The sequence below is a fragment of the Salisaeta longa DSM 21114 genome, assembly GCF_000419585.1.
GTDB lineage: Bacteria > Bacteroidota > Rhodothermia > Rhodothermales > Salinibacteraceae > Salisaeta > Salisaeta longa.
Genome location: NZ_ATTH01000001.1, coordinates 262,899 through 286,556 on the forward strand (window position 1 = coordinate 262,899; position 23,658 = coordinate 286,556).

Here is a 23,658-nt window from a genome sequence, read left to right on the forward strand (position 1 = left end):
TCGCAAAGCTATCGGACAAGCGTGACGGTGCGTGTGGACTGAAACGAGGGCGTTTCCAACCGCACGATGTAGAGTCCGCTGCTCAGCCCTTTGTTGGAGAGGCGGGCGCGCTGTGTTTGCCCCGCTGCCGGCGTGCCCTGGTACAGCACCTGCACACGCTGACCGAGGGTGTTGTACAGCGCAACGGTTACGGGCTGCGACTGCTCAACGGCAAACGCAACCGTGGCCTGTGACTGAAAGGGGTTGGGGTAGGGCGATTGTAGCGTGAACGACCCGTTGAGGCTGATGCGCGTCGTTACGACGTCGGAGTAATGCGTGGTCCCGTCGGTATCCACCTGCCGCAGGCGAAAGGCATGCGTGCCGGGGGAAAGGTCGCGAAGCCGGAAGCGATAGGTTTGGGGCGCATTGGTCGTGCCGGCGCCCTCAACAAAGTCGCGCGCCGTGAAGGCGTCGGCGTACGGCGCCCGGTGCTCGACATAAAACCCGGCGTTGTTGGTCTCCGAGGCCGTCTCCCAGGCAAGCACCGCCGATGGGCCGCTGCTCTGCACCGTGAACGCAGCCATCTCAACAGGAAGCGAGCTGCTGGCCGGACCCGCCGTCACCTGAAACCGTGACACGGCGTCTTCGCCGCTCTTGGGTCCGCCAGGACCGGTGAGGTCGTCGTTGCTCGTGCGCCCGCTAAACGTGTACGTGCTCGACGGCGTCAGCACCACAAACGTATCATCGGCCGGGTCCGTCGTGCGCTTCGTGTCAATGAGGCGAACGGTCCAGTCGACCGGCACCTGGTACCACGTGCCAATCTTAAGAGTAAATGTGGCATCGGCAATGCCTTCGGTCACAATGTCAAGCGTGCCGGTATATCCCTCATCCGTGAGGCGGTAGGGAACGCTCTCCTGGGCCTTTAAGTAATGAGGGTCGCCGTTGCGCTCGGTGACAAACGCAGAGACCGCGTAGGAGTCGCTCAGCGGCGTGAGCTTCGACGCATCGTATGGATCCCACCCGAAGCTCGCCTCCTTATAGAACAGAAGATTGGTCCCTGCATCTTGTGCGATGAGGGTGCCCGTCGAGTCGCGCGCTTCGAGGGTGAACGCAATGAGCGCGACGTCAGAGCTTTTCGGGACCGGAAGCGACTGTCCGTGGGCGGAAAAACTCGAAGCAAGAACGAAGAGTGCGAAGAGAAACGGCCAGAAATTGCGATTCGCTGCTTTCGTGCGTAGCATAATAGGTCACATTCAGTTGTGGGGAATGTCGTGGGACAATCAAGGCCCTTCATGACGCGTCGTCGGCGGTTCCAGCGCCTCGGCGCCACGAAGGGATCTGTGCTCATATGACGTGCTCCACAAACACGAATGGGGGCGGCCTGCCTAGGGAGCGGGTCGGCCCCATTCACTTTTTGAGCCCGTCTCAAAGCTTATAGTCCAGATCGAAGGGGCGATCTGGGCTTCAAAATAGCTGCAATCGCTGTGCCACTGCATTTTAGAATAGATGACCTTAAAAATTTGTATCTAAAAACGTTTCCTAATGTCTAGGAAACGGGTTCATCTCTGTTATTGAGTTTTAACTACCCAAGTTCAATTTCGGAAAGTGAGTAAATATGTACCTAATTGTTTCTTTTTGACAGTTCTTCGTTGTGGCACTAATCTGAAATACTCAGGTTGGCCCGTCTCTAATGCATCCGCTGCCAAGTCAGGCGGCGGGGCCTGCCCGCCGGTTTGGCGATGCCTGTTGGATGCTGACAGGCACCGCAGGGCGAATGTGTGAGCACTCCGTTAAAGTGTGGGCACAACCGGCGCGCGCGCTCCCTTGATGGAACACAGTGGCATGCGGCAGCTACAACGCCCACAGAAATGCGCGGGGCCACCCCGCACCGAGTAGGGCAAGTCCCACACGGCCAGCTCCCTCTGAACTCCGTCAGGGCCGGAAGGCAGCAGCGGTAGGAGGTCGCAGCGGCGCGATGTGGGTCGCTTGCCCTTTTTCTTTTTACCCTCGCCCTACCTGCGCGGCGCGCGGACCCGCACCTGCTGCTGTTGGTTCGATACCTTCGTTCACCGCGTCGTGCGACGCTGGGGCCTCCACCACTCGTTTCCTGACGAACTGTCCTGCTTTCTATGGCTTCCTCTCTCGCTGCCGGTTTCATCCTGCTCACTGGCGCCCCTTCGGGCAACAGCACAAGCAGCTTGCTAGGCTTGGCGCTCCCATTCATCCTGATCCTCGGCATCTTTTATCTGCTCATCTACCGCCCGCAAAAGAAACGCGAGCGTGAGCATCAGGAGCTGATCGACAACCTGGAGCGCGGGGATCAGATTGTGACCATCGGCGGCATCCATGGGACCATCCGCGAGATTGACGACGATAGCGTGCTGGCGCAGGTCGACTCGAAGGGCGTGAAGCTGCGCATCGATAAGCAAGCCATTGCGAGCGTGGGCGGCAACGAGTGAGCCGTATCCCGTTCATCGATCACCCATCCGAACGGATGTTAGTCTCATGAGGATTGCGCTGGCCCAAATCAATCCAACCGTCGGCGACCTGGCGGGCAATCGGCAAAAGATTGTATCGTATGCCGCGCGCGCCGCGCAGCGTGGCGCAGACCTGGTGGTCTTCCCGGAGCTGTGCGTGACGGGGTATCCGCCGCAGGATCTGCTCGACAATCCGCTCTTTCGTACGGCCGTGCAACAGACGGTGCAGCAGATAGCATCGGACGTGCCGCGTGGCCTTGGGATTATTGTGGGCGCGCCGCTGCCCAACCCCTCATCAACCGGCAAGCGCCTGCAAAATGTGGCGTGCCTTTTCGAGGATGGGCGCGCGGTGGGGCGGGTTGCGAAGCGGCTGTTACCCACCTACGATGTGTTCGACGAACACCGCTACTTTGAGCCCGGTACCGCCTCGTCCGTCATCGAGTGGCGTGGGCACCGCCTGGGGCTGCACATCTGCGAAGACATGTGGAACGCGCAGCAGCAGGACGCCCATCGGATCTATGATGCCAACCCGGTCGATGCGCTGGCCGCGCAGGCCCCGGACCTGTTCATCAACATCAGCGCGTCGCCGTTTTCGCTGGGCAAGCACGCCGTGCGCACCGAACTCGTGCAGGCGATTTGTGCGCAGCATCAGCGGCCGTTTCTCATCTGCAACCAGGTGGGCGCCAACACCGAAATCATCTTCGATGGCGACAGCCGCGTGCATGCCCCCGACGGCACCTTGGTGGCCTGCGCCGACTCCTTCGCCGAGGATCTGCTGCTGTGGGACACCGCGTCGGATACGGCCCCGTGCTCGAAGCCGCACGACGACATTGCCGATCTGCACGACGCGCTCGTGCTGGGCATCCGCGACTACTTCCACAAGACCGGCATCTTCAACAAAGCCCTGGTGGGGCTCTCAGGCGGCATCGACTCGGCCGTTACCTGTGCCCTCGCGGCGGAAGCGCTCGGGCCCGAGCAAGTCGTGGGCGTTACCATGCCGTCGGAAATCTCGTCGAAGGGCTCGGTGACCGACTCGGAGGCGCTGGCGCACAACCTGGGCATCGCCTTCCGCCAGATTCCGATAAAGCCCGCCGTGGATGCGTTTGATGATATGCTGGCGGCTCCATTTGAAGGGACCACACCCGGCGTTGCAGAGGAGAACATTCAGTCGCGCGTGCGGGGCACCACGCTGATGGCGCTCTCCAACAAATTTGGCCACTTGTTGCTCTCCACAGGCAATAAAAGCGAAATGGCCGTGGGCTACGTGACGCTCTACGGCGATACCAACGGCGGCGTCGCGGTGCTCTCCGACGTGCTCAAGACGCGCGTGTATGCACTGGCGCGTCACATGAACGCGCAATCGGCGACCCCTGTCATTCCGCAAAACACCATCGACAAGCCGCCCTCGGCCGAGCTGCGCCCGGACCAGCAAGATACCGACTCGCTTCCGTCGTACGATGTGCTCGATGAGATTCTGCGCCGTTACATTGAGTCCCAGCAAGAGCTGGCGACGATTGTAGAGGCCACAGGCTTTGAGGAGGCGCTGGTAGCCGATATTTTGCAGCAGGTCGACCGAAACGAGTACAAGCGCCGTCAGGCCCCGCCGGGGTTGCGCGTGACGGAGAAGGCCTTTGGGATGGGGCGGCGCATGCCCATCGTGATGCAGTGGGAGCGCATGAGCGCAACGACGCCATCTACGGCTTAGCCTTTGAGTTATGATCGCATACGTGGCAGGAACGCTGGTGGAGCGCGCGCCCGACGCGGTGGTGGTTGACGTGCACGGCATTGGCTACCGGGTGCTGGTGCCCACCTCAACGTTTGAGGAGCTTCCTCCGGTGGGCAACGACGTGAAGCTGCACACCTACCATTACGTGCGGGAAGACAACGTGGCGCTCTACGGCTTCGCGACAACCGCCGAGCGCACCGTGTTTGAGACCATGCTGGGGGTGTCGCGCGTGGGGCCCAAGCTGGCGCTCTCGGCGCTTTCGGCCCTTACGCCGGCGCAGCTACGCGACCATGTGATGGAGGGCGACACGAGCCGCCTGACCGACATCTCGGGCGTGGGCCGCAAGACAGCCGACCGTCTGATTGTAGAGCTGCGGGACCGCCTGGCCGACCTCGACGTGTTCGACGGCGCTGCGCCCATCAGCGGTGGGTCAGAATCGCGGGCCGCGGCGCGGGCCGACGCGCTGGCCGCGCTGGAGTCGCTGGGGCTGAGCCGCGCCGATGCCGAGCGCGCGCTGCGGGAGGTCTTGCGCGACCACGCCGGGGTGCAGTCTGCTGATGAGCTTGTGCGCTTGGCCCTGCAGGCGGCCGAGTAATAGCGGCAGCACGTCTTAATTCGTCGCCCGCGTAGGAGGCCATCCTTATCTCATCGCCCATCCAGGCCCCTGGCTTTCTCCCGATGCGCCACGTGGCGCGCCTCGCTGTGCCCCCTGCATGCTGTGGATGAGCCTGCATGCGCCAAAGATACCGGGCGCACAAGCCGCTTGCCCTATTTACCGGTGGGGGCGCGTGGGCTATTCTATCGGCGGTTGTTGCGCAGCATGCTTTGGGCTTGCTACGCGTACGCTTCGGTCCTTTCGTGATCTCCCTCGGGTCTCTCGTCATGATGTGCCCTTCATACATTTGGTGGTTTGGAGTGTGGCTGCTCGTCCTGCCCCTCGCGGCGCGCGCCCAAACCGGCGCTGTTGCCGTGTCGCCCGCCGCGAAGGTGGCTGTGCGCGTGCAAGTCGATCGTGCCAAGGATGCGGCGTCTGCGCCGGATGGCGCATTTTCGTATGTACCGCTCGCCCTCACGTTCGAGATGCAGCGGAAGCGCTTTTCTTCGCTGCGGCAGGTACCGAGCACCGAAGGAATGCGCCTGCGCGGACTTGTCATCGACGCGACGCTCACCAAGCTGGGACGCGACTTCTACCTTCAGTTCTTTCAGTATTGGGAGCCGCCAGCGGTGCAAGGCTTCTACACCATCGAAATTACGGAGCGCCCCACCCCCGGGCGCGGAACGTTGGTGGAAGCGCGGGTGAACGACGACATTCTTTTTCGGTCGCGCCTGCAAACCGACAGTGATATTGATACCCTCGCTCTAACGGCCGCGCGCCGCGTGTATCAGTATGTGCGCAGCGGTCAGGGCCTCTTCCGTGTGTACTAATCGATCATCCCCCCTGCCTCCATGCTTATCCGGACACTCGCCAGTCTCATCGTATTGCTGGGAATCGGTGCCACCAGCGTAGCAGCGCAAGAACTCGTCTACCGCCCCACAAATCCAGCGTTTGGCGGTTCGTACCTGAACTATCAATGGCTGCTGAGCTCTGCACAGGCGCAAAATGCGTTTGAGGCCGATGCGGGCTCCTCTTTTTTCGACCGCGATCCCCTTGCTGACTTCCAAAACTCGCTGCAGCGCCAAATCCTGGATCAGCTCTCGCGCGAATTGGTGACCGAGCGCTTCGGCAACATCGATCTCTCGCAGCCCGGCACCTTCGACCTCGGGGCATACACGGTGGAAGTGCTACCGGGCGTGAATGGCACAACGATCCGCGTCTTTAACCCCATCACCGGGGCTACCACCAGCGTAACCATCCCTAACTTGTAAAGCTCGTCTGCCATGCCTGCTGTTCGTCTCTCGATCTTGTCGCTTGCTCTTCTTATTGCCGGATGTGCCAACTACGCCGCACCCATGCGTACCAAGAGTGCACACCCGGGCTTGCAGAGCGCTGCCGCGCCCGAACTGCGCGGCTTGCCGGCCCCTCAGGATAAAGTGATTGCGGCCGTCTACCAATTTCGCGATCAGACGGGCCAATACAAGGCGTCTGAGCAAGGGTCGAGTTTTTCAACTGCCGTTACGCAGGGGGCTACCTCCATCCTAATGCGCGCGCTTGACGTCTCGGGATGGTTTGTGCCCATCGAGCGCGAGGGCCTGTCGAACCTCCTCAACGAGCGACAGATCATCCAGCAGATCCGCCAGCAGCATCAGGGAGCAGATGGAAAGACGCTCGGGCCGCTTCCGCCGCTTTTGTATGCCGGGGTGCTGCTTGAAGGCGGCATCATTGGATATGACACGAACGTCCTAACGGGCGGTGGCGGTGTGCGCTACTTCGGGATTGGCGGTTCGGGGCAGTACCGGCAAGACCAGGTAACGGTCTACCTGCGCGCCATCTCTACGCAGAGTGGCCGCGTGTTGGCTACCGTGCACACGACCAAAACCATCCTCTCGCAGAAAGTGGACGGCGGGGCGTTTCTGTATGTGGATCAAGATCGCCTGTTGGAGGCCGAAGCGGGGTACAGCTTTAACGAACCCCCGGTGTTGGCGGTTACGGAAGCCATTGATGCGGCGGTTTATCAGCTGGTGCTGGAGGGCCTGCGCAGTGACCTGTGGAGTGCGCAAGATAGCCTGGCCGCCGCCCGCGCGTTGCAGTCGTACGACGCCCAACTCATGGCCACCCGGTCCCGCGACTATTTCGACCGCGTCCTCAAGACCGAAAGCCGCCCGGGCGTAGGCATTGGAGCGAGCGTGCATGCCCAACGATATGCCGGCGATTACAAATATCCGCGCGTTCGTCCGGCGGCTGAGGTGGCATTCCATCGGCAGATATCTACCCACTGGGGGGCTGAGCTGCTATTTGATGGCGGGTACATCACGGCCAAGGAGTCGTTTGAGTATCTTTCACTTGGCTCCTCGCTCAACCTCTCCTATCGCTTCCTGCCGTACGCATCGGCAACGCCCTACATTACGCTCGGAGCGGGCCTGCGCACGCAGGGCACCAATCGGTTTGTGCTCGGCGAAACCCTGCTGCCACAAGCCACCGTGCGGGTGGGCATGGAAGCCATGGTTTCATCACGCTTCAGCGTTCAGGTATCGGCCAATGGACAATATGTCTTTTATGATATGCTCGATGGCGTGAAGGTGGGTACCTACGACGATTCACTGTGGAGTGGGTCGATCGGATTTATTTACTACACCAGCTTTTTTTGATAAAAATTGTATACTACACAATGGTTATCCAAAGACGTACAGTTGCTGCATCTGGAAGCCGTTGCTTGGCCCTTTGCGGACTGCTATACTGGCAATGCGCAACAAAAAATGCCTCCCGGCGCGTCTCTGCTGAACCCAGAGAACAACCGCGTGGAAGGCATGATGCGAGGCGCTGCAATGTTGCAACCTAGCGTTACACGCAATTCAGCGCGCCTCGCCGTTGTTCCTCTTGCCTCGCAATTTCTGCGGGCAAGAGTCTTTCTCTTACTCAACACAGACGCAGCGCAAGCTGCAGTAGACCCATGAAAAAAACACTCTCCTTAGTACTCACCCTGTTCCTGACGGTGGGATTGGCCTCGGCACAGAGCAGCGGCAGCGAAGCCAAAATTAAAGCAACAGGAAACAACAATGACGTAACGGTCGAGCAAGTCCGTGGTGCGGACAATAACGCGTCGATCTGGGTTTCTGGTAATCAAAATGTGGTCTCCGAGTACCAGCGGGGCGATCGCAACCAGGTCCTGTTGGAAGTTGCCGGTGGCAGCAACGATGCCATACGGTCGAAGCAAATGGGCGACGACAACGCGATCTACGTTAATTTCCGCGGCGCCCGCCCGGCCCCGGTCTTCCAAAGCAATGATGTCGATAAGAACGACTTCTTGTTCCTCCAGGTTGGCAAAGAAAACATCTTTGGGGGTGCTGTTGCGGGTGACGGCAACAGTGGACAGTTCAAGCAATACGGCACAGGAAACACGCTGCTAGGTGATACTGATCTCGATGGAGATGGTGTCGACCGGTATGATGCCCAAGGGCTGATGATTGAAGGTCACCGCAATACCTTGCGTGGTCTTCAGCAGGGCCGTTTGAACACGGGCAAGATCATGGCCACCGGAAACGGGAACCATCTGCGTTTCCAGCAGAAGGGCCAGCAGAACTACGGCGAAATCCTTGTGACGGGCGATGGCAACACCGCCCGTGTGACGCAAGGGCAGTAGCGCGCGCGCAAGATTGCATTCACGCCGTAGGCGTACGTTGATCTTGCAGCCATCAGCGCCAACGTGCAAGGAGCGGGCAGCCCACCTCGGTGGTCGCGCCGGCTCCTTGCGCTTTTCTTTCACGTATCCCCTTAATCCTATGAAAAACGTACGTACACCATTCGCCTATCTGCTGGGCTTTTTGCTAGGGATGGCCTGCCTAGCCCACTTGCCGCACACCATCCATGCGCAGCAAGCGCCCCAGGTGCCCGCAACAGAAGCGCCGACGGTGGTTCAGTCGTTGCATCCATCGCTCGTGTTCACGACGCTCGATCGGTCCGAATTTCTGCTCACCGCGCCGTTCTTCACATCGGCCGCGGGCCGCGCGGGTAACAGCGCGCAGGTGCGAATTGACGGCAGGCAAAACGATCTGTCGCTCACGCAGGTGGGAAGGTTCAATGCCGCAACCATCCAACTGCTTCAGTCAGATGGCAACGTCGTGCGGGCCCGGCAGCAGGGGCGAGCCAACGAGCTCGGGCTGCTCATCCAAAACGGCGGCAGCAACCAACTGCACCTGTTGCAGCAGGGGCGGGGCCTGGAGCTCTCGCTCGAACTGCAGAACGTACGGGGGCTGAAGCCGCGGATTTCCCAAGTGGGCCCCCGGGCGTTGCCGCTCTACATAAAAGTCGAAGGCCCGTGAGCTGCGACACGCTGCTACAAAGGAAGTGGAGATATGCCAAAGGTATGCCCTCGATGAGCCATTGGCGCAAGCGTGCGTGGGGGCTCCTCCTGATTTTTCTTGTGCTGACGATACTCGGCGCGCGCTTTACGTCTACCCATGACATTTGCGCGCGCGTCGTGTTTGACGGCCCGCCCCAGCAGTTGAGCGTTTACGGCGTGGTATCATCCCCCACACCCATCCCGGATTCCCTTGAATACCGTTTGGTTGTGCGCCGCACCGGGCCTTCGGGAACGGTGCGTTCGGTACAAAGCGGTCGCTTTCGCGTCCGCCCACGTCCCGATACGCTGGGCCGCGTCACCATAAATGTTGCCGCGCACGATCGTCTCACGGCCACCCTGCGTATTCTGCACAACACGCAGGTGGTGGCAACCGATGAGCGGCAGGTGCGCGGCTCGCCTCCCTAACCCCTTCATACGCATTCCCATGTCCTACCTTATTCGCTTATGCCTAGCAGGCGCGTTCGTCCTGGCGGCAACCGCATGCGAAACCGCCACCCTCGGCCCTACGCTCTTAGGTAGCATTGACGGGCGCGTGCTCACGGCCAAAGACAATCGCCCGGTGCCCAACGCAAACATAACGACCACGCCAGCCACGGGCGCGTACGTGACGGCCGAGGACGGCACATTTCGCATCAATGACATCGAGGCAGGCACCTACAACATTACCGTGCGACGTACGGGCTACACGGCCAACACGGTGGCCGTGGCCGTGCGCGACGACGAGGTGACGCCCGCCACGATTTTTCTGGAAGCTGATGATGCAAACGACCCTTCCAGCGCAGACTCCTTGCTATCGGCCGAGATTGTGAACTGGGCCAACCGGCGCATCAACAGCGACACAACGTTTGTTGACATCGAGTACCGCGTTCAGAACGTAGGATCCGATGATATTGCGCGGTACGAGCTATACATCCGCATTAACACGACCACCGATTCGTTCTACGGCGAGATCTCGGGCGATTCCTTGCGTGTAGCACAGTCCGATATCGGTACGTTCGTCAAGTTTATCCGGAGCAACCAGGCGCAGGAAGTGAACATCGAGGACGTCTACGTGGAGACGACCGAAGAATAACGATTCCACAGGGTGTGCATCCCCGCTGCAACCCGTTCCACGACGCAGCTGATGGACGGCGGTGCTGTGACCTTTTGGGCCTCGGTATTTCATTTGCCCGGATTGCTAAGTCCGTTAGCGCTCTTCAATGACCTGCGTATCGGCAAGCACATCCCCCCACCGGCGCCCGCGCTCGTCGGTGAGGGCGCGGTAGCCCTCGTACATCGCAAGGCCAAGGCTTAGGGCAACCACCCCCGGAATGAACAACCAGCCAATCAGCGGAATGTACAGGAGGACGCCGGCCAGTGCGCCGATGCCAAACATCCAGTTCCGCCGTACGGACCGCTCAAGGTCGATCGGCCCGCCATCGGTATGGCGCACGTCCAGGTTGAGCACGTATTTGCCAACCGAGCGACCGTTCAGCCCGTCGATTTCAAGCCCATCGCGCGCGACGAGGTACAGGCCCCCCACGAGGCCACCGATGAACGGAATAGCGCCAAAGAGGCCGGCGACGAGCCCGTCAATCAAGAGTGCGGCCAACCGACGAGTAAACGCAGGAGCTGCATAGGTAGGGGAAAAAGATGTGCGCATGACGTTGGGTGCCTAGGGGAGGGTGAGATTGCGATAGTGCACCGTAGTGGGAGTCCTGGCCTCGGTTGGGAAGAGCCGCGGGCGGCCAAAAAACAGCAGCAGGAGGAGCGCCCGATGCGTCTCCCCCTGCCGGCCCGATGAATGCTGTAGTGCAGCGTTTACCGAAGCGGTCGGTCGAAGGCCTCCAAGAGTGCGTTCTGCAGGCGCTCAGAGAGGACCTGCTGCTTATCAACCGGCCCGCGCAAGAACGTACCGGTATCGCTGGAGCTCGACGCCTGGTAGTAGCCAAACGTGTCGCCGCCGTTGTCGTCAATACTTGGCGTACCGCCCGACACGTTGATCTCGAACACGCGCCAGGTATTGCCCGACTGGGCCGTGGCTGCCGGCGGATTGTACGTTTCAATCAGCCCGTTTTCGCCGTAGAAGTCCACCTTCGCGGGCGACGATTCGATGCCGAGCGCGCCATCTGCGCTTTGGTTGGCGTAGTTATGCACCGAGTAGCGATACATCCCATCGCGCAGGGCGGTGATGGTTACGGTCTCGGGCCCGTAGCTCGTGATATCGTCGAGGTCGAGGTTGGCCTCTGCGCCGCTGGGGGTTTGATTGGAGTAGTACACGTGGAAGCGCCCGCTGCCCGCATCGGGGCCGGTTAGGTGCGAGTCCAGGTCGTCCGGCGTCTCGCCCCACGAAAGCACAATGCGGAATTGACCGTCGGCCAGTTCCTCCGAGCTCGCCGAGCTGCCCAGGTCGTTGGTGCCCTCCTGGAGGGGTACCTCTTCCACAATCTGCGGGAAGTAGCCCGCGGCACGGATGACGCACAGGTACGTGCCGGTTGGGGCGTTTTGTAGCTCGTACGTTCCGCTCTCGTTGGCCTCAAAGATGAGATCGGCCAGCGCCCGGCTGGTGTCCGTCTCCGTAGAGAATGCAATCTCGGCGTTGGGGATGGGGTCGCCAGTGGTCGCGTCGAGCACCTGCCCGGTGATCGTTGCAGGGCCGAGGAGCGTTTCAGCCGGTGCGGTTATGTTGCCGGTTACATCAACAGAAAAGGACGTGCCTTCGTACCCCGGCGCTTCGACGGTAATGGTGTAGGTTCCTTCAGAGAGCCCGGTGATTTCGTAGGTGCCGTCTTCATTGGTTGTGCCGGATCCTACCGTTTCGCCGTCTTGGGTGGCGCGTACCGTTGCGTTTTCAACGCCCCGGTCGGTTACGTTCTGCAGTTCGCCCGTTAGGGTGAAGGTTTCTGGGGTGCTGCTGGAATCGCAACCGACGAACAGGAGCAAGCCCGTGAGAAGGAGGAGAAGCGTACCGCGCGTATATGTTTGTAAACGTAGCATAGGTTTAGTCACCATCAATGTGTAATATGCGTGTGGGCACAATTGCAGGAGCAAGGTGCCCCAGTGATGTTCATATTGACGTGCGTAATTCGTGGGTGAAACCGGACACGCGCTGTGCTGCGGAGCACGCGCAACAGGCAGGCGTTTGCATATGGTGTGCACATTCCAACCAACGCAGCGCTTATGTTTACCAACCGCGCCTTTCGGTCGTGGCTGCACGTGGGAGTTGGTGCTGCGGCCTTTGCTGCCTGCTTCTTGCTCATTATGTTGCTCGTGGAGCAAGTGACCGTCGGGGCGGCGCGGGCCACGCCGGCGGTTTGGGCCGTGCCAGGGGCGGCCTTTCTGGGATATGTAGCGACGGCTTGGTTGCTGCGTAGCGCGCCCGAATAGATTCCGGTGTACTCCGGACAAGAATCATAGCCCGGATGTGTGCATTGGTATACGGGCTGTAGCACTTGGCGACTATGCTCATTGCATGCACACTGGAAGCGGTTCCGAAATGGCCGTTTCGCTCGTTTTACTTTCACCAACTGCCTGTAGACCATGGCTGAGGAACCAGTTGTTGACACCCCGACGCCCGAAGACGAATTGTCGGCGTACGAAAAAGCAACGGAAGATGGCGACGTCGATCCGCGGTGTATCCCGCAAAAGCTTGAAGGGCGCCCGCCCATCGGCGAAGAGATCGAGTACCCCGAGTACCCTGCCGAGGATCATGAAACATGGCAGATCCTGGTGGAGCGCCAGATGGAGCAGCTCCCCGGGCGAGCCTGCGCGGCGTATCTGAAAGGACAGGACGTGCTCAAGCTGGAGGCCGACCGGCTGCCGTCGCTGGCCAACCTGAGCGATCGCCTGCATGAGGCGACGGGCTGGAAGGTGGCCAAGGTGCCCGGGCTGATCCACGAGAAGGATTTCTTTAGCCTGCTGGCCGAGCGCATCTTTCCCTCGACCAACTACGTACGCGGCCGCGACGAAATTGACTACACGCCGGCGCCCGACTGCTTCCACGACATCTTCGGCCACATGCCGATGCTCACGCAGCCGGACTTTGCCGATTTCTATCAGTTGTTTGGGCAGGCGGCGCTGAACGCGGAGGGCGCCGACCGGCAGCGGCTGGAACGTTTCCACTGGTTCACGGTCGAGTTTGGATTGCTGCGCGAGAAAGGCGAAACGCGCATCTTTGGCGCGGGCATCGTGTCGTCGAACAACGAGGTGACGCACGCCCTCTCCGACGAGGTGACCACGCATCCGTTTGATCCTGAGCACATCGTCGAGAAGGATTACGACGTGTGGCATCTGCAAGATGAGCTGTTTGTCCTCGATTCGTTCGAGCAGCTGGTCGATGGCTTCCGTCGCTGGACGACAAGCCGCGGCCTGCTCGACGGGTAGTGCGAACGTATCAACGAATGATGTGGAAAGGCCCTGGCGGAGGACTCCGCGAGGGCCTTTGCTTTGCGGCAATCCACTACTTTTTGGGTGGAATCCGCCAATTACGGCACAAAAAAGGCACGCCCCCACAGGGCGTGCCCTGCGGCAATCCACTACTTTTTGGGTGGAATCCGCCAATTACGGCACAAAAAAGGCACGCCCCCACAGGGCGTGCCCTTCGTCGTCAATCGTGCGTGCGCCTGTCAGACGTCGAGTGCTTCGGTGACGAGCTTCTCCTGCTCGCGCTTGTGCACCTTCGCCGACCCGGTGGCCGGGCTAGCGCTGGAGGGGCGTCCGACGTACCGAACGCGCTCCTCGCACGTGCCGCGCACGCCTTCGAGCAGTGCATCGAGGCGGGGGCGCAGGAAGGACCACGCGCCCATGTTTTCGGGCTCTTCTTGCACCCACAGCACATCGCGAGCCCCGGCGTAGCGCTCCAACTCGGCGCGCACATCGTCTTTCGGGAACGGATAGTACTGCTCGATACGGGTGATGGCAATGCGATCGCGCCGGTCGTCGTCTTCCAGCGCCTTCACAAGGTCGTAGTACACCTTGCCGCTACAGAAGATGTGGCGCTCGGCGGCGTCGGGATCGGTGGTGGCCGGAATCAGCTCTTGCACGCCGCCCTCTACAAGGTCCTGCGGCGACGATACGCACAGCGGATGCCGCAGCAGGCTCTTCGGCGTCATGATGACGAGCGGCTTCTTCTGGTCGCGCTTCACCTGCCGGCGCAGCGCGTGGAAGTAATTGGCCGGCGTCGAGAAGTTCGCCACGATCATGTTTTGCTCGGCACACAGCTGCAGGTAGCGCTCCAGGCGGGCCGACGAGTGCTCCGGGCCCTGGCCCTCGAAGCCGTGGGGCAGCAGCAGCACGAGGCTTGACGTTTGCCCCCACTTCTCCTCGGCCGAGGACACAAACTGATCCCAGATGATCTGGGCGCCGTTGGCAAAGTCGCCAAACTGCGCTTCCCACACCACAAGCGCCTCGGGATCGGCTACGGAATAGCCATACTCGAACCCGCTCGCGGCGTACTCCGAGAGGAGGCTGTCGTAAATAAGCAGCGTGGCCTGTTCGTCCGTCAGGTTGTTGAGGGGCGTGTACTCCTCGCCGGTTTCCTGATCGATGAGTACCGCGTGGCGCTGACTGAACGTGGCCCGGCGGGTGTCCTGGCCGCTCATGCGCACGGTGGTGCCTTCTTGCAGGAGGGTGCCCAGGGCGAGGGTCTCGGCAAACGCCCAGTCGATGCGTTCTTCTTCATAAAAGAGTGCATCGCGCTTATCAAACTGGCGCTTTAGCTTGCGGTGCACGTTAAAGTCGGCCGGCAGGTCGGTAAGAGCGGTTACCACGCGCTCCAGGTGCTCGCGCTGCGCGGTGGTGTCTACGCTGGGCAGCTGGGCATCGCCTTTTCGCTGCGCGCGCTGCTCAATGACCTTGTCGGCATCCTTCTCCTCCAGGTCTTTGGTCCGGTCGAAGGCCTCCTGCAGGCGGTCGCGGTAGTCGTCGAGCATCTGCTCGGCCTCGTCGGGTTCAATTTCGCCGCGGCGCAGCAGCAGCTCGGTGTACAGCTTGCGGGCCGACCGCTTGGCCTCAATCTTCTCGTACAAGAGGGGCTGCGTGAAGGTGGGCTCGTCGCCCTCGTTGTGCCCGTGCACGCGGTAGCACATCATGTCGATGACGACATCTTTGTTGAAGCGCTGGCGGTACTCCAGCGCGAGGCGCGCGATGCGTACACACGCCTCGGGGTCATCGCCGTTGACGTGAAAGATGGGCGCTTCGATGGCGCGCGCGAGGTCGGTGGCGTAGGTTGAAGAGCGGGCGTCGGCCGGGACGGTCGTAAAGCCAATCTGGTTGTTGATGACCAGGTGGATGGTGCCGCCCGTTTTATAGCCGCGCAGCTGGCTCAGGTTAAGCGTTTCGGCCACCACGCCCTGCCCTGGAAAGGCCGCATCGCCGTGCACGAGCAACGGAAAGACGGCGTCGAACGACTCATCGTCGGCATCCATCGACGGATCGCCGGGGGCCGCGCCGCGCCGCAGGTTTTGCTTGGCGCGCACCATGCCCTCTACGGTCGGGTTCACCGCTTCGAGGTGGCTGGGGTTCGAGGCGAGGTTCACCTCAATGGTTGCGCCGTTGCGCGACGTCACCGTTCCGCTGGCGCCCAGGTGATACTTTACATCGCCCGAGCCCTGCGTGGTGCTCGGATCGATGTTGCCTTCAAACTCCGAGAAAATCTGCTCGTACGGCTTGCCAATGATGTTGGCCAGCACGTTGAGGCGTCCGCGGTGGGCCATCCCCATGATGGCTTCTTGCACGCCGGCATCGGCCGCATCCGAAAGGATGGTGTCGATGAGTGGAATCATCGTCTCGGCACCTTCCAACGAAAACCGCTTGTGGCCGATGTACTTGGTGTGCAGAAAGCGCTCGAACGCCTCGGCGGCATTCAGCTTTTGCATGATGCGCTTGCGTTCCTCGTGGTCGAGCGGCTCGGCGTTGCGCATCGGCTCGATCCGATGCTGAATCCAGCCCTTCTCCTCGGGATCGGAGAGGTGCATGAAGGCCGTACCGATCTTTCGCGTGTAGGCCTCGCGCAGGATGGAGAGGATCTCGCGCAGGGGCAGCACCTCTTCGCCGCCCAGCCCGCCGGTGATAAACTCGCGGTCGAGGTCCCACACGGTAAGGCCGTACGTGGCCGGATCGAGCTCCTTGTGGTACTGCCACTGGTAGCCCAGCGGGTTGGTGTCGGCCTGCAAGTGGCCGCGCACCCGGTAGGCGCGAATCAGCTGGAGGACCGCCGCCTGCTTCTCGGTCATGTCCAGCGTGTCCTTAAGCTGACCGTTGCCCAGCTGCGGGGTTGAGTCGGGCGTCAGGCGAAACGGCTGGTAGGGCACGTTCAGGTCGGCAAACAGGCCCTCGTAGAAGTCGTCCTCACCCATCAGGAGCGACTCGACATAGTTCAAGAAGGCGCCGCTCTCAGCGCCCTGAATGACACGGTGATCGTAGGTGGAGGTGAGCGTCATGACCGGCGAGACGCCCGTGCGGCTGACATCGTCGGGCGCGTAGCCGCGGTACTCGGGCGGGTAGCCGATGGCCCCGGCTCCAATGATGACGCCCTGCCCCGGCATCAGGCGGGCCACGCTCATCGACGTTCCAATCATGCCCGGATTGGTGAGTGAGGCGTTGGTGCCCTCAAAGTCGCTGATCTCCAGGTTTCCGTTGCGCGCCCGGTCGATCAGGTCGTTGTAGGTGCCCAGGAACTGCGCAAAGTTGAGGCTGCCGGCATCTTTTACGTTGGGCACGAGCAGCGTGCGCTTGCCGCGCCGCTCGATGTCGATGGCCAGGCCGAGGTTGATTTGCTTCGGTACAATCCGCTCCGGCGTACCGTCATCGGCGTGGCGGAAGGTGGTGTACATGCTGTCATACGTCTTCAGGCCCTGCACAATCGCATACGCGATGATGTGCGTGAAGGAGACCTTCTCGCCGCCGACCTGCCGCTGGTACTCATTCAGCAGCTTTCGATTTTCGATGAGCAGCTTGACGGGCATGGTGCGCGCCGAGGTGGCCGTGGGCACGCCCAGGCTGTTCTCCATGTTCTCGACGATCTTCGCCGCCGGGCCGCGGAGCGCCTGTACGTCCACCGCGTCGGGGTTTACGTGGGGCGCCGAGGCCGGCATGAGGGGCGCAACCGCGGGCGCGCCATCGCCCTGGGCCGGCGTGGGGCGCGCCGGTGCTGCAGGAGAGGATGCGGTATCGGTTGTATCAGACGTTTCGGCTGATGTGCCGTCGCCGGCCGGAGCCGATGCCTCCTCGCGTGGAGCCGCTGCGGTGGTTTGTGCCGCCACAAACGACTCGTCGGGGTGATAATCAGCAAAGAACTCCCGCCAGCTTTCGCTTACGCTGTTGGGGTCTTCCTGATATTGCTTGTAGAGTTCTTCAATGTAGCCCGTGTTGAATCCGAGAGAGCTCACGTTGTCGCCGGGTCTTGAGACGAAAAAAGGTGCGCAGGTTGATGGTACCTCTGCGTTACGATGCGTTGCGGCCAAGGTTTTCGGCGCGCACTATTTATCGAGGGCAGTCCACAAGGTGCGCATCGGGCGGCGCATGACGAGGTGGCCCGTGAGGAGCGACGGGGCATAGTTGATGAAGCCGTGGGCCGTGTACACGTCGGCGGGCGTGCACCGATAGAGCAGCTTGGCTTCGCGGCAACCGGTGCGGTAGTTTGTCGTCCAGATGAGGCCCACAAGACCGGTCGGCGCGTCGCCCACAAAGCAGTCCACCGGCTCGCCGTCTGTGCTGTGCGTGCCGTTGACGTACCCGTAGTTCAGCGGATAGATGATGGACGGATGCTCGGGGTGCGGGGCGTGCTTGGGCCGGTCGATGGTAAGGCCATGGCGCGTGATGAGGCGCTCCCACGCCGTCCACCGGAAGGCGCTGCGCAGCGCGTGGGTAAAAGAGGCCGCTTCGTGACGGTGCGCGGGCCACGCGTGGAGAAGGGAAGGGCGGTTGCTCATGCGGGCGGGGCATGCGCAACCGTTGGGTCGGACAACGCCCGCAGCGCCTCTTCCATCGCCGTGCGGTCTACATCACCCTTCGGGCGCGTTTTCCACTCCGCGGGGGCCATGCAGTGCAGCGCCACCACGCGCTCCGACAAGCCTCCTAGGTGCGTGGCCACGTCGCGTTGAGCGGGTGCTTCGGCGTCGGCGGGCAGGCACAACGCAGCGGCAACGTGATCGCCGTTGGGCGTGTACAGCAGGGCATCTTCGGCCGCCGGGTAGGCATGCTTCAGCACCGCTTCCCAGTGACCGGCGTGCACGAGCCGTCCGTTGGACAGCTTGAACGCGGTGTCGAGGCGGCCGCGGAAGTAGAAGCCCTCGTCCGCTCGTTCCACACGGTCGCCGGTGGCCACGGTGCGGGGCACCGGTTGGCGCTGCAGGCCCTCTTGTGCCGACCAGAAGCCGCAGCACGCGTTGGATCCCGTGAAATGCAGCTCGCCGTTGGAGGCTACGTCGACGGTGCAGCCCACCGGTGTGCCCAAAAAGTTGGGAGCCCACTGCCCCGGCGCCCCCAGCGTGATGCCCGGGCTGGCCTCGGTCTGTCCGTAGCCGACGCGGAGCTGTGTATCCGAGAGGGCATCGGCGAGGGGCGCAGCGATGGGTGCGCCGCCAACGATGCCGCCCCGTAGCTCGCGCAAGAATGCGGGGCCACCTGGATGGTCGAGCAAGCGCTTGATGGTGAGGGGCACGGCGCTGAGGTGGGTGGCGCCCCACACGTCGCGCAGGTGTAGCAGCTGCTGCGGATCGCGGCCGCCGTGGTCGTCGCGGATAAGTTCAGCATCGGAGAGAAGGGCGGGCAGCAGGTCGAGCACCAGCCCAAACGCGTGCGACCAGGGAAGGACCGACAGCACGCGGGCCTCCGCATGGTTCATGTGGGGCAGGTGGCTGGCCAGCACCGAGAGAATGTTTTCGTCGGAGAGCGCCACCCACTGGGCAGCGGCAATGGTGCCCGACGTCCGCAGCAGAAAGCGGGCCTCGGGGGTGGGCGGATGGGTGGCGGAGCGCAGGCCCTTGGGCGTTGTGAGCGGCCCGGCGCACCCTTGCGGCGACCAGCCGTGCGGATGCCGATCGCTGGCAATTACGGCAGCCGCGTCGGTGGTTTGCAGGGCATCGTCGAGCGGTTCGTTGGGCGGAACGAGTGCAACGGTGAGCTCCTCCCAGAGGGCGGCCACCAGCGCTTGGATAAACGCAGGCGAGGAAGGCAGAGCGATCACGACGCGGGTGCCGGGGGCGAGGTCTGCCTGCCGGAAGGCCTCCACCCAAAGGCGGGCACCGGTCCAGAGCGAAGCGGCCGGCGTGATGGTGCCGTCGGCGATGATGGCCGGAAGCGGGCGATCGCGCAGCCGGTCGTACAGCAATCCTTTCCAGGGATTGTGGTCTGATGACTTGTCCTGCGCGATCTCAAGCGCGTGCTGCGTGTTTTGTGCCACGTTTTCCTCCCCACGGGCCATCCCTTCGGACGTAACCTGTAATGAGCGGCAAGACCCGGTATGGTGTAAAGCGTGCTGTGACATGAAAACAAGCGCTGCATAGAAATCTACAGTACGACATATGGGGTTATACCCTGCGTCGTGTTAAAGTGCCGCTCATGGATTCCCTCAAGAGGGATGTTACGGTACTTTGTCAAGCGGAGTCCAACGCTTGATGCGGGTCTCGCCTAATGAACCTGACATGAATGCGCGCTATATTTTCTTTACCATGAACCAGTTGTTGCCGGCCTCGTCGCGGTACATGTTCACTTCCACGAGGGTTGGGCGCATCTTGTAGGTGTAGGTGTAGGTAAACGTCTCATCGAGCTGATCGCGGCGCACACCCTTCTTGAAGCGTCCGCGGAAGAGCCGGTTGTTGGTGCACGGCGCAACGTCGGTAAAAAAGTTGCGCCCCTCGGCGTCGTCGCGAGCAATACCGCTTAGCTCCGACTCGTACCGATTGAAAAACTGAACGATGCCCTCGTCGTCCACCTGAATGATGCCAAAGTCGGCGGCGTTGCGTGCTTCTGCAGAGGCATGACGCAGCTTCTCGCCCAGGTCGTCGTCAGCAAAAGAGAGCGTAACGGCCTCCGGTGCTGGGGCGTTATCGGCCGCGGGTGCCGCGTCATCGGCAGGCGCACCCGCTGCGTCCGCGGGTGCATCATTTGCCGAAGCATCGTCGTCGGCATCTAGAAAAGGATACGTGGTGTCGTTCTCTTGGTCGGCCATGGGCACAGTGAGTCAGCGATAAATGAGTGACGAGCGTTCGTTACAGCGGGCGTACGAACACCCAGTATACGTCGTTAGAGGCACGAAATAACTGTACAGCAAGATTTGTGGGGGCCACGCGGGGGCTCACGTACGTGTAAGTGAATGTGGTGTCGAGCGCGCTAGCCGCCACGCCCTTGCGAAAGCGCCCGTAAAAGAGTGCGTTGTTGGCGCCGGGGGCCACGTCGAAGAAAAAGTCTGCCCCCACCGGGTCAGGGTCAATCATAAAGGGCAACTGCTGGGCTGCCGCGTTCACGTATTGTATAACACCGTCGCCGTCAAGTGCAATGGCTGCTGTATCCCACGCGTCGATTTCGTCAATCGGGGTATCAGGGAGGCGGTTGCACGCGGCTTCGTCTACGAGCGGTTCGGCCGATGTATGGGCTTGGGGGCGCTCACGTCGACGTTTCTCTTCGTACAGGTCATAGAGTTGATCCTCCATGCTTTGCATAAGCGCCTCGAAGCGCTCAGGGTCCTCGGTGCCCACAACCGATTGATACGCGTGCACCTGCTCGGCATACGTGTTGTTCTCTGCCGTTAGCGCATCGCGCGTCTCTTCGAGCGCTTCCTTCTCACGCTTCACCCGTTGGAGTTCCTGCTCTAGCGTGTCGATGCGTGCACTGATGGCCGTGGTATCGGCCCCCTCGGCGCGCATCTGGCGGCGCTCCTTATACACTGCATCTAATTGTTCTTGCATGTTATCGATCATCAAGAGCGCTTCCTCGAAGTTCTTGAACCCGCGTTCCGATAAGCGCTCGCGATCTTGATACATGGCTTCCAGCTGACCGCGCATGCTTTCAATCATCTGGGCGATATCATCAACGTTTTTCAGATCGTAATCTCCCAAGCGCTCGCGAGTCGCCTGCAGCCTGTCGAGTTGTTCGCTGAGTTGCTCCACCGTACTTATGATTTGCTCTGGGTTGCTTACTCCCAGTACATTTTCCAACTCTTCTTCGCGCCGCATGAGGGCCTGCAGGCGCTCGATACGTTCCGTGTCAAGCGACTGCTCCTCTGCGGGTTGTGCGCCGGGCAGGCCTGGCACATCGTGATCCGTCTCGGTTTCATCGCGATCTGTATATACGTCCTCAAGCTGGTCGACCAGGTTGGTGACCATGTCCACCACGTCGTCCGTTGAAGAGACGCCCAGTTCGTTTTGCAGGCGTTCCTCGCGGGCGAGGAGTGTTTCCAGCTGCTCAAAGGTGTCGTTTTCCATGCTGAGCGACTCGAAGGGGGCGGGGGCCTGCGCTTCTGCTTCCTTATCACCGTACAGCTCTTCGAGCTGCTCTTCCATGCTATTGATCATCTGCACGGCTTGATCGCCGCCGCCAATGCCTTCAGCGCGCAGGGCCTCTATCTCATCCGAAAGCTCGTCCACCTGCGCCTGCAAGGTGTAAATCTCCTCAAGCGCGGCATCGGTTGTGGAAACGCCAAGGGCTTCGTGCAGCTGGTTTCGCTCCTTTGTTAGTTCCTTCACCTTATCGTGCACGCGTTGCAGCACCGCGCGCGCATGGTCGGCGTCGGTCAGCCCGGTGGCCGCGATATGATCGGCCGTGTCTGCCAGCGACACTTCCTGCAGCGCTTGCACGGCCGGCAACACGTCCTCAGGAGTGTCTACAGAAAGGAGCTCTTGCAAGCGTTCCCACCGCGAGGGGTACCAGTCAGCAGGGGGAGCAGAAGGGGCGCTGTCGCTCATAAGAAGCGGGAAAAAGCCATCAGAACCAGCGGAGTAACGGCAACTCGACGCACGGGTGCATCACGCTGCACCGTTACTGTATCAGTAATGAAAAACAACCGTTCCCGTAGGACACGGGCTGTTCCGCAAGTGTTACAGTGTTATGTCGCGGGCAGCGTTTGCACTTGTGGGGGATTGCGGTTCTTCTTAAAGGGTGTAGCGATCCGCCAATGATCCCTCCCGCTTCTTTTTTTCGAGTCTCTCCGTGTTCATGAAAGATTACGAGCCGCTCTCGGGCGTCGATGCCGCGTGGTTGCGCATGGATCGGCCCACCAACTTGATGACCATCACGGCGGTGGTGGTGCTGCAGGATCCTATGGACACCGACGCCCTAAAGGCGCTCATCGAGGAGCGCTTCCTGGGGTTTACACGGTTTCGGCAGCGCATTGAAGACCTTGACGGGACGCCCCGCTGGGCGCTTGATCCGTACTTTGACCTCGACCAGCATGTGCGCCCTGCTGCGTTGCCCGGTGCGGCCGACCAGCGCGCGTTGCAGGCGTACGTGAGTCAGCAGATGAGCACGCCGCTGGACAAGACGAAGCCGCTGTGGACGATGGACTGCATTGAGGAGTACCAGGGCGGAACGGCAATTGTGATACGGTTGCATCACTGCATCGCGGATGGCATTGCGCTGGTACAGGTGCTGCTTTCGCTCACAGATGAGTATTTCGATCCGTCGCGCTTTCCCCACACCCGCGCTGCCGGCGGATGGGGCGTGTTGAAGGGGGCGTGGCAGGCCGGACAGGCGGCGGCTTCGGTGGGCCGGCGGGCCGTGGCGGAGGGACTGGCGGCGGTGCAGCATCCGCATCATGCGTTGGAGCGGGCCCGTGAGGGCATGAGCCTGGGCGCGGCGCTCTCGAAGTTTGCCCTGCTCAGCGAAGACAACGACACGCTGTTGCGCGGGCCGCTGCGGGTGGCGCAGCGGGCGGCGTGGTCGGGGCCGCTGGCGCTGGAGCGCATCAAGAGCATTGGCTACCGGCTCGATGCCAAGGTGAACGACGTGCTGCTTGGGGCGGTGGCGGGAGCGCTGCGTGCGTACTTTGAACAGCGCGGGGCGGCTACGGACACCACGGCGCGCGCGCTCATCCCCGTAAACTTGCGCTCGGCAGAGCGCGCGTTTCAATTGGGCAACCACTTTGGGCTCGTGTACCTCGATTTGCCCTTGTACCTCGACGATCCCATACGCCGCGTGCAAGCGGTGAAGCGCCAGATGGACGAAATCAAGGGCTCGTCGGAAGCGGTGACGGCGCTGGGCCTGCTGGAGGTATTAGGCAACTTCCCGCTCACGTTGGAGGAGCAGGCGGTCGAGTTTTTCAGCAACAAGGCCAGTGCCGTCATCACCAACGTGCCGGGCCCGCGCGAGCAGGTGCACATGAAGGGCCGGCGCGTGCAGCACATCATGCCGTGGGTGCCGCGCGCCGGCGGCATTGGGCTGGGCATTAGCATCTTCAGCTACGACGGCGAAGTGCGCACCGGTATTGCATGCGACGCCGGCCGCATCCCCGACCCGGAGACGATTCTGGCTGCCTACAACCGCGAGGTCGACGCGCTCTATGCAGAAGCCGAGGCGTCTGCCCCGGCCGACTGAGTCAGGCATC

At 61.6% G+C, this 23,658-nt stretch carries 21 protein-coding genes and 1 other RNA gene; 14 read left to right on the plus strand and 8 right to left on the minus strand.

The features are described 5' to 3' along the window. Positions 1 to 8: 8 nt before the first annotated feature. A complete protein-coding gene (locus SALLO_RS17505) occupies positions 9 to 1,220 on the minus strand; it encodes a T9SS type A sorting domain-containing protein (protein WP_022834500.1) in 1,212 nt (403 codons plus the stop codon). Between the two features lie 654 nt (positions 1,221 to 1,874). On the opposite strand from SALLO_RS17505, the gene ffs reads away from it, so the two are divergent. The 11 genes from ffs to SALLO_RS0101220 all read left to right on the plus strand — a co-directional run bounded on the left by ffs (position 1,875) and on the right by SALLO_RS0101220 (position 10,212). Further along, positions 1,875 to 1,974, plus strand: an RNA gene (gene ffs, locus SALLO_RS18035) — signal recognition particle sRNA small type. A 134-nt stretch (positions 1,975 to 2,108) separates the two neighbouring features. After that, positions 2,109 to 2,438 (plus strand): preprotein translocase subunit YajC, encoded by a 330-nt coding sequence (gene yajC, locus SALLO_RS0101175; RefSeq protein WP_022834501.1) that lies wholly within the window; start codon positions 2,109 to 2,111, stop codon positions 2,436 to 2,438. Between the two features lie 46 nt (positions 2,439 to 2,484). Beyond that, positions 2,485 to 4,161 carry an NAD+ synthase gene (locus SALLO_RS0101180; protein ID WP_022834502.1) on the plus strand — a complete coding sequence of 559 codons (1,677 nt, stop codon included), beginning with the start codon at positions 2,485 to 2,487 and terminating at the stop codon, positions 4,159 to 4,161. Positions 4,162 to 4,171: 10 nt separating this feature from the next. Further along, positions 4,172 to 4,777 (plus strand): Holliday junction branch migration protein RuvA, encoded by a 606-nt coding sequence (ruvA, locus tag SALLO_RS0101185; RefSeq protein ID WP_022834503.1) that lies wholly within the window; start codon positions 4,172 to 4,174, stop codon positions 4,775 to 4,777. A gap of 287 nt (positions 4,778 to 5,064) precedes the next feature. Beyond that, the gene (locus SALLO_RS0101190) at positions 5,065 to 5,607 is read left to right on the plus strand and encodes a CsgE family curli-type amyloid fiber assembly protein (RefSeq protein WP_040605698.1); all 543 of its coding nucleotides are present in this window, start codon (positions 5,065 to 5,067) and stop codon (positions 5,605 to 5,607) included. Positions 5,608 to 5,628: 21 nt separating this feature from the next. After that, positions 5,629 to 6,048, plus strand: coding sequence for a curli assembly protein CsgF (locus tag SALLO_RS0101195; RefSeq protein WP_022834505.1), 420 nt, complete (start codon positions 5,629 to 5,631; stop codon positions 6,046 to 6,048). Between the two features lie 12 nt (positions 6,049 to 6,060). Continuing rightward, the gene (locus SALLO_RS0101200; protein ID WP_022834506.1) at positions 6,061 to 7,428 is read left to right on the plus strand and encodes a CsgG/HfaB family protein; all 1,368 of its coding nucleotides are present in this window, start codon (positions 6,061 to 6,063) and stop codon (positions 7,426 to 7,428) included. Between the two features lie 302 nt (positions 7,429 to 7,730). Then, on the plus strand, positions 7,731 to 8,420 hold the full coding sequence (locus SALLO_RS0101205; RefSeq protein ID WP_022834507.1) for a hypothetical protein: 690 nt from the start codon (positions 7,731 to 7,733) through the stop codon (positions 8,418 to 8,420). A 139-nt stretch (positions 8,421 to 8,559) separates the two neighbouring features. Next, complete coding sequence (locus SALLO_RS0101210) at positions 8,560 to 9,099, plus strand: hypothetical protein (protein WP_040605699.1); 540 nt, start codon at positions 8,560 to 8,562, stop codon at positions 9,097 to 9,099. A gap of 53 nt (positions 9,100 to 9,152) precedes the next feature. Beyond that, a complete protein-coding gene (csgH, locus tag SALLO_RS18575) occupies positions 9,153 to 9,545 on the plus strand; it encodes a curli-like amyloid fiber formation chaperone CsgH (protein WP_022834509.1) in 393 nt (130 codons plus the stop codon). 19 nt (positions 9,546 to 9,564) lie between these two features. Beyond that, a complete protein-coding gene (locus SALLO_RS0101220; RefSeq protein ID WP_022834510.1) occupies positions 9,565 to 10,212 on the plus strand; it encodes a carboxypeptidase regulatory-like domain-containing protein in 648 nt (215 codons plus the stop codon). A 114-nt stretch (positions 10,213 to 10,326) separates the two neighbouring features. Here SALLO_RS0101220 and SALLO_RS0101225 read toward each other — a convergent pair whose 3' ends face one another. Both SALLO_RS0101225 and SALLO_RS17510 read right to left on the minus strand, forming a co-directional pair. Next, complete coding sequence (locus SALLO_RS0101225) at positions 10,327 to 10,782, minus strand: RDD family protein (RefSeq protein WP_022834511.1); 456 nt, start codon at positions 10,780 to 10,782, stop codon at positions 10,327 to 10,329. A gap of 158 nt (positions 10,783 to 10,940) precedes the next feature. Beyond that, positions 10,941 to 12,116, minus strand: a complete 1,176-nt coding sequence (locus tag SALLO_RS17510; protein ID WP_169577862.1) for a carboxypeptidase regulatory-like domain-containing protein — start codon at positions 12,114 to 12,116, stop codon at positions 10,941 to 10,943. A 183-nt stretch (positions 12,117 to 12,299) separates the two neighbouring features. Here SALLO_RS17510 and SALLO_RS0101235 point away from each other — a divergent pair, with 183 nt between their 5' ends. Both SALLO_RS0101235 and SALLO_RS0101240 read left to right on the plus strand, forming a co-directional pair. Then, positions 12,300 to 12,506 carry a hypothetical protein gene (locus SALLO_RS0101235; RefSeq protein WP_022834513.1) on the plus strand — a complete coding sequence of 69 codons (207 nt, stop codon included), beginning with the start codon at positions 12,300 to 12,302 and terminating at the stop codon, positions 12,504 to 12,506. A 153-nt stretch (positions 12,507 to 12,659) separates the two neighbouring features. Continuing rightward, a complete protein-coding gene (locus tag SALLO_RS0101240) occupies positions 12,660 to 13,502 on the plus strand; it encodes a phenylalanine 4-monooxygenase (RefSeq protein ID WP_022834514.1) in 843 nt (280 codons plus the stop codon). Between the two features lie 242 nt (positions 13,503 to 13,744). Here SALLO_RS0101240 and SALLO_RS0101245 read toward each other — a convergent pair whose 3' ends face one another. From SALLO_RS0101245 to SALLO_RS17515, 5 genes are all read right to left on the minus strand, one after another. Next, a complete protein-coding gene (locus SALLO_RS0101245; RefSeq protein ID WP_022834515.1) occupies positions 13,745 to 17,506 on the minus strand; it encodes a multifunctional oxoglutarate decarboxylase/oxoglutarate dehydrogenase thiamine pyrophosphate-binding subunit/dihydrolipoyllysine-residue succinyltransferase subunit in 3,762 nt (1,253 codons plus the stop codon). Positions 17,507 to 17,596: 90 nt separating this feature from the next. Further along, entirely contained in the window at positions 17,597 to 18,049 is a 453-nt protein-coding gene (locus SALLO_RS14365) for a hypothetical protein (protein ID WP_022834516.1), read from the minus strand. Further along, positions 18,046 to 19,521, minus strand: coding sequence for an AMP-binding protein (locus SALLO_RS14370; RefSeq protein ID WP_169577863.1), 1,476 nt, complete (start codon positions 19,519 to 19,521; stop codon positions 18,046 to 18,048). Before SALLO_RS14370 ends, SALLO_RS14365 begins: the two co-directional genes overlap by 4 nt. A 252-nt stretch (positions 19,522 to 19,773) precedes the next feature. Beyond that, positions 19,774 to 20,289, minus strand: a complete 516-nt coding sequence (locus SALLO_RS0101260; RefSeq protein ID WP_022834518.1) for a PAS domain-containing protein — start codon at positions 20,287 to 20,289, stop codon at positions 19,774 to 19,776. A 40-nt stretch (positions 20,290 to 20,329) separates the two neighbouring features. Then, positions 20,330 to 22,021 (minus strand): coiled-coil domain-containing protein, encoded by a 1,692-nt coding sequence (locus tag SALLO_RS17515; RefSeq protein WP_157621132.1) that lies wholly within the window; start codon positions 22,019 to 22,021, stop codon positions 20,330 to 20,332. A 250-nt stretch (positions 22,022 to 22,271) separates the two neighbouring features. Between SALLO_RS17515 and SALLO_RS14380 the strand changes: the two genes are divergently transcribed. Then, positions 22,272 to 23,648 (plus strand): wax ester/triacylglycerol synthase family O-acyltransferase, encoded by a 1,377-nt coding sequence (locus SALLO_RS14380; RefSeq protein WP_022834520.1) that lies wholly within the window; start codon positions 22,272 to 22,274, stop codon positions 23,646 to 23,648. Positions 23,649 to 23,658: the final 10 nt, after the last annotated feature.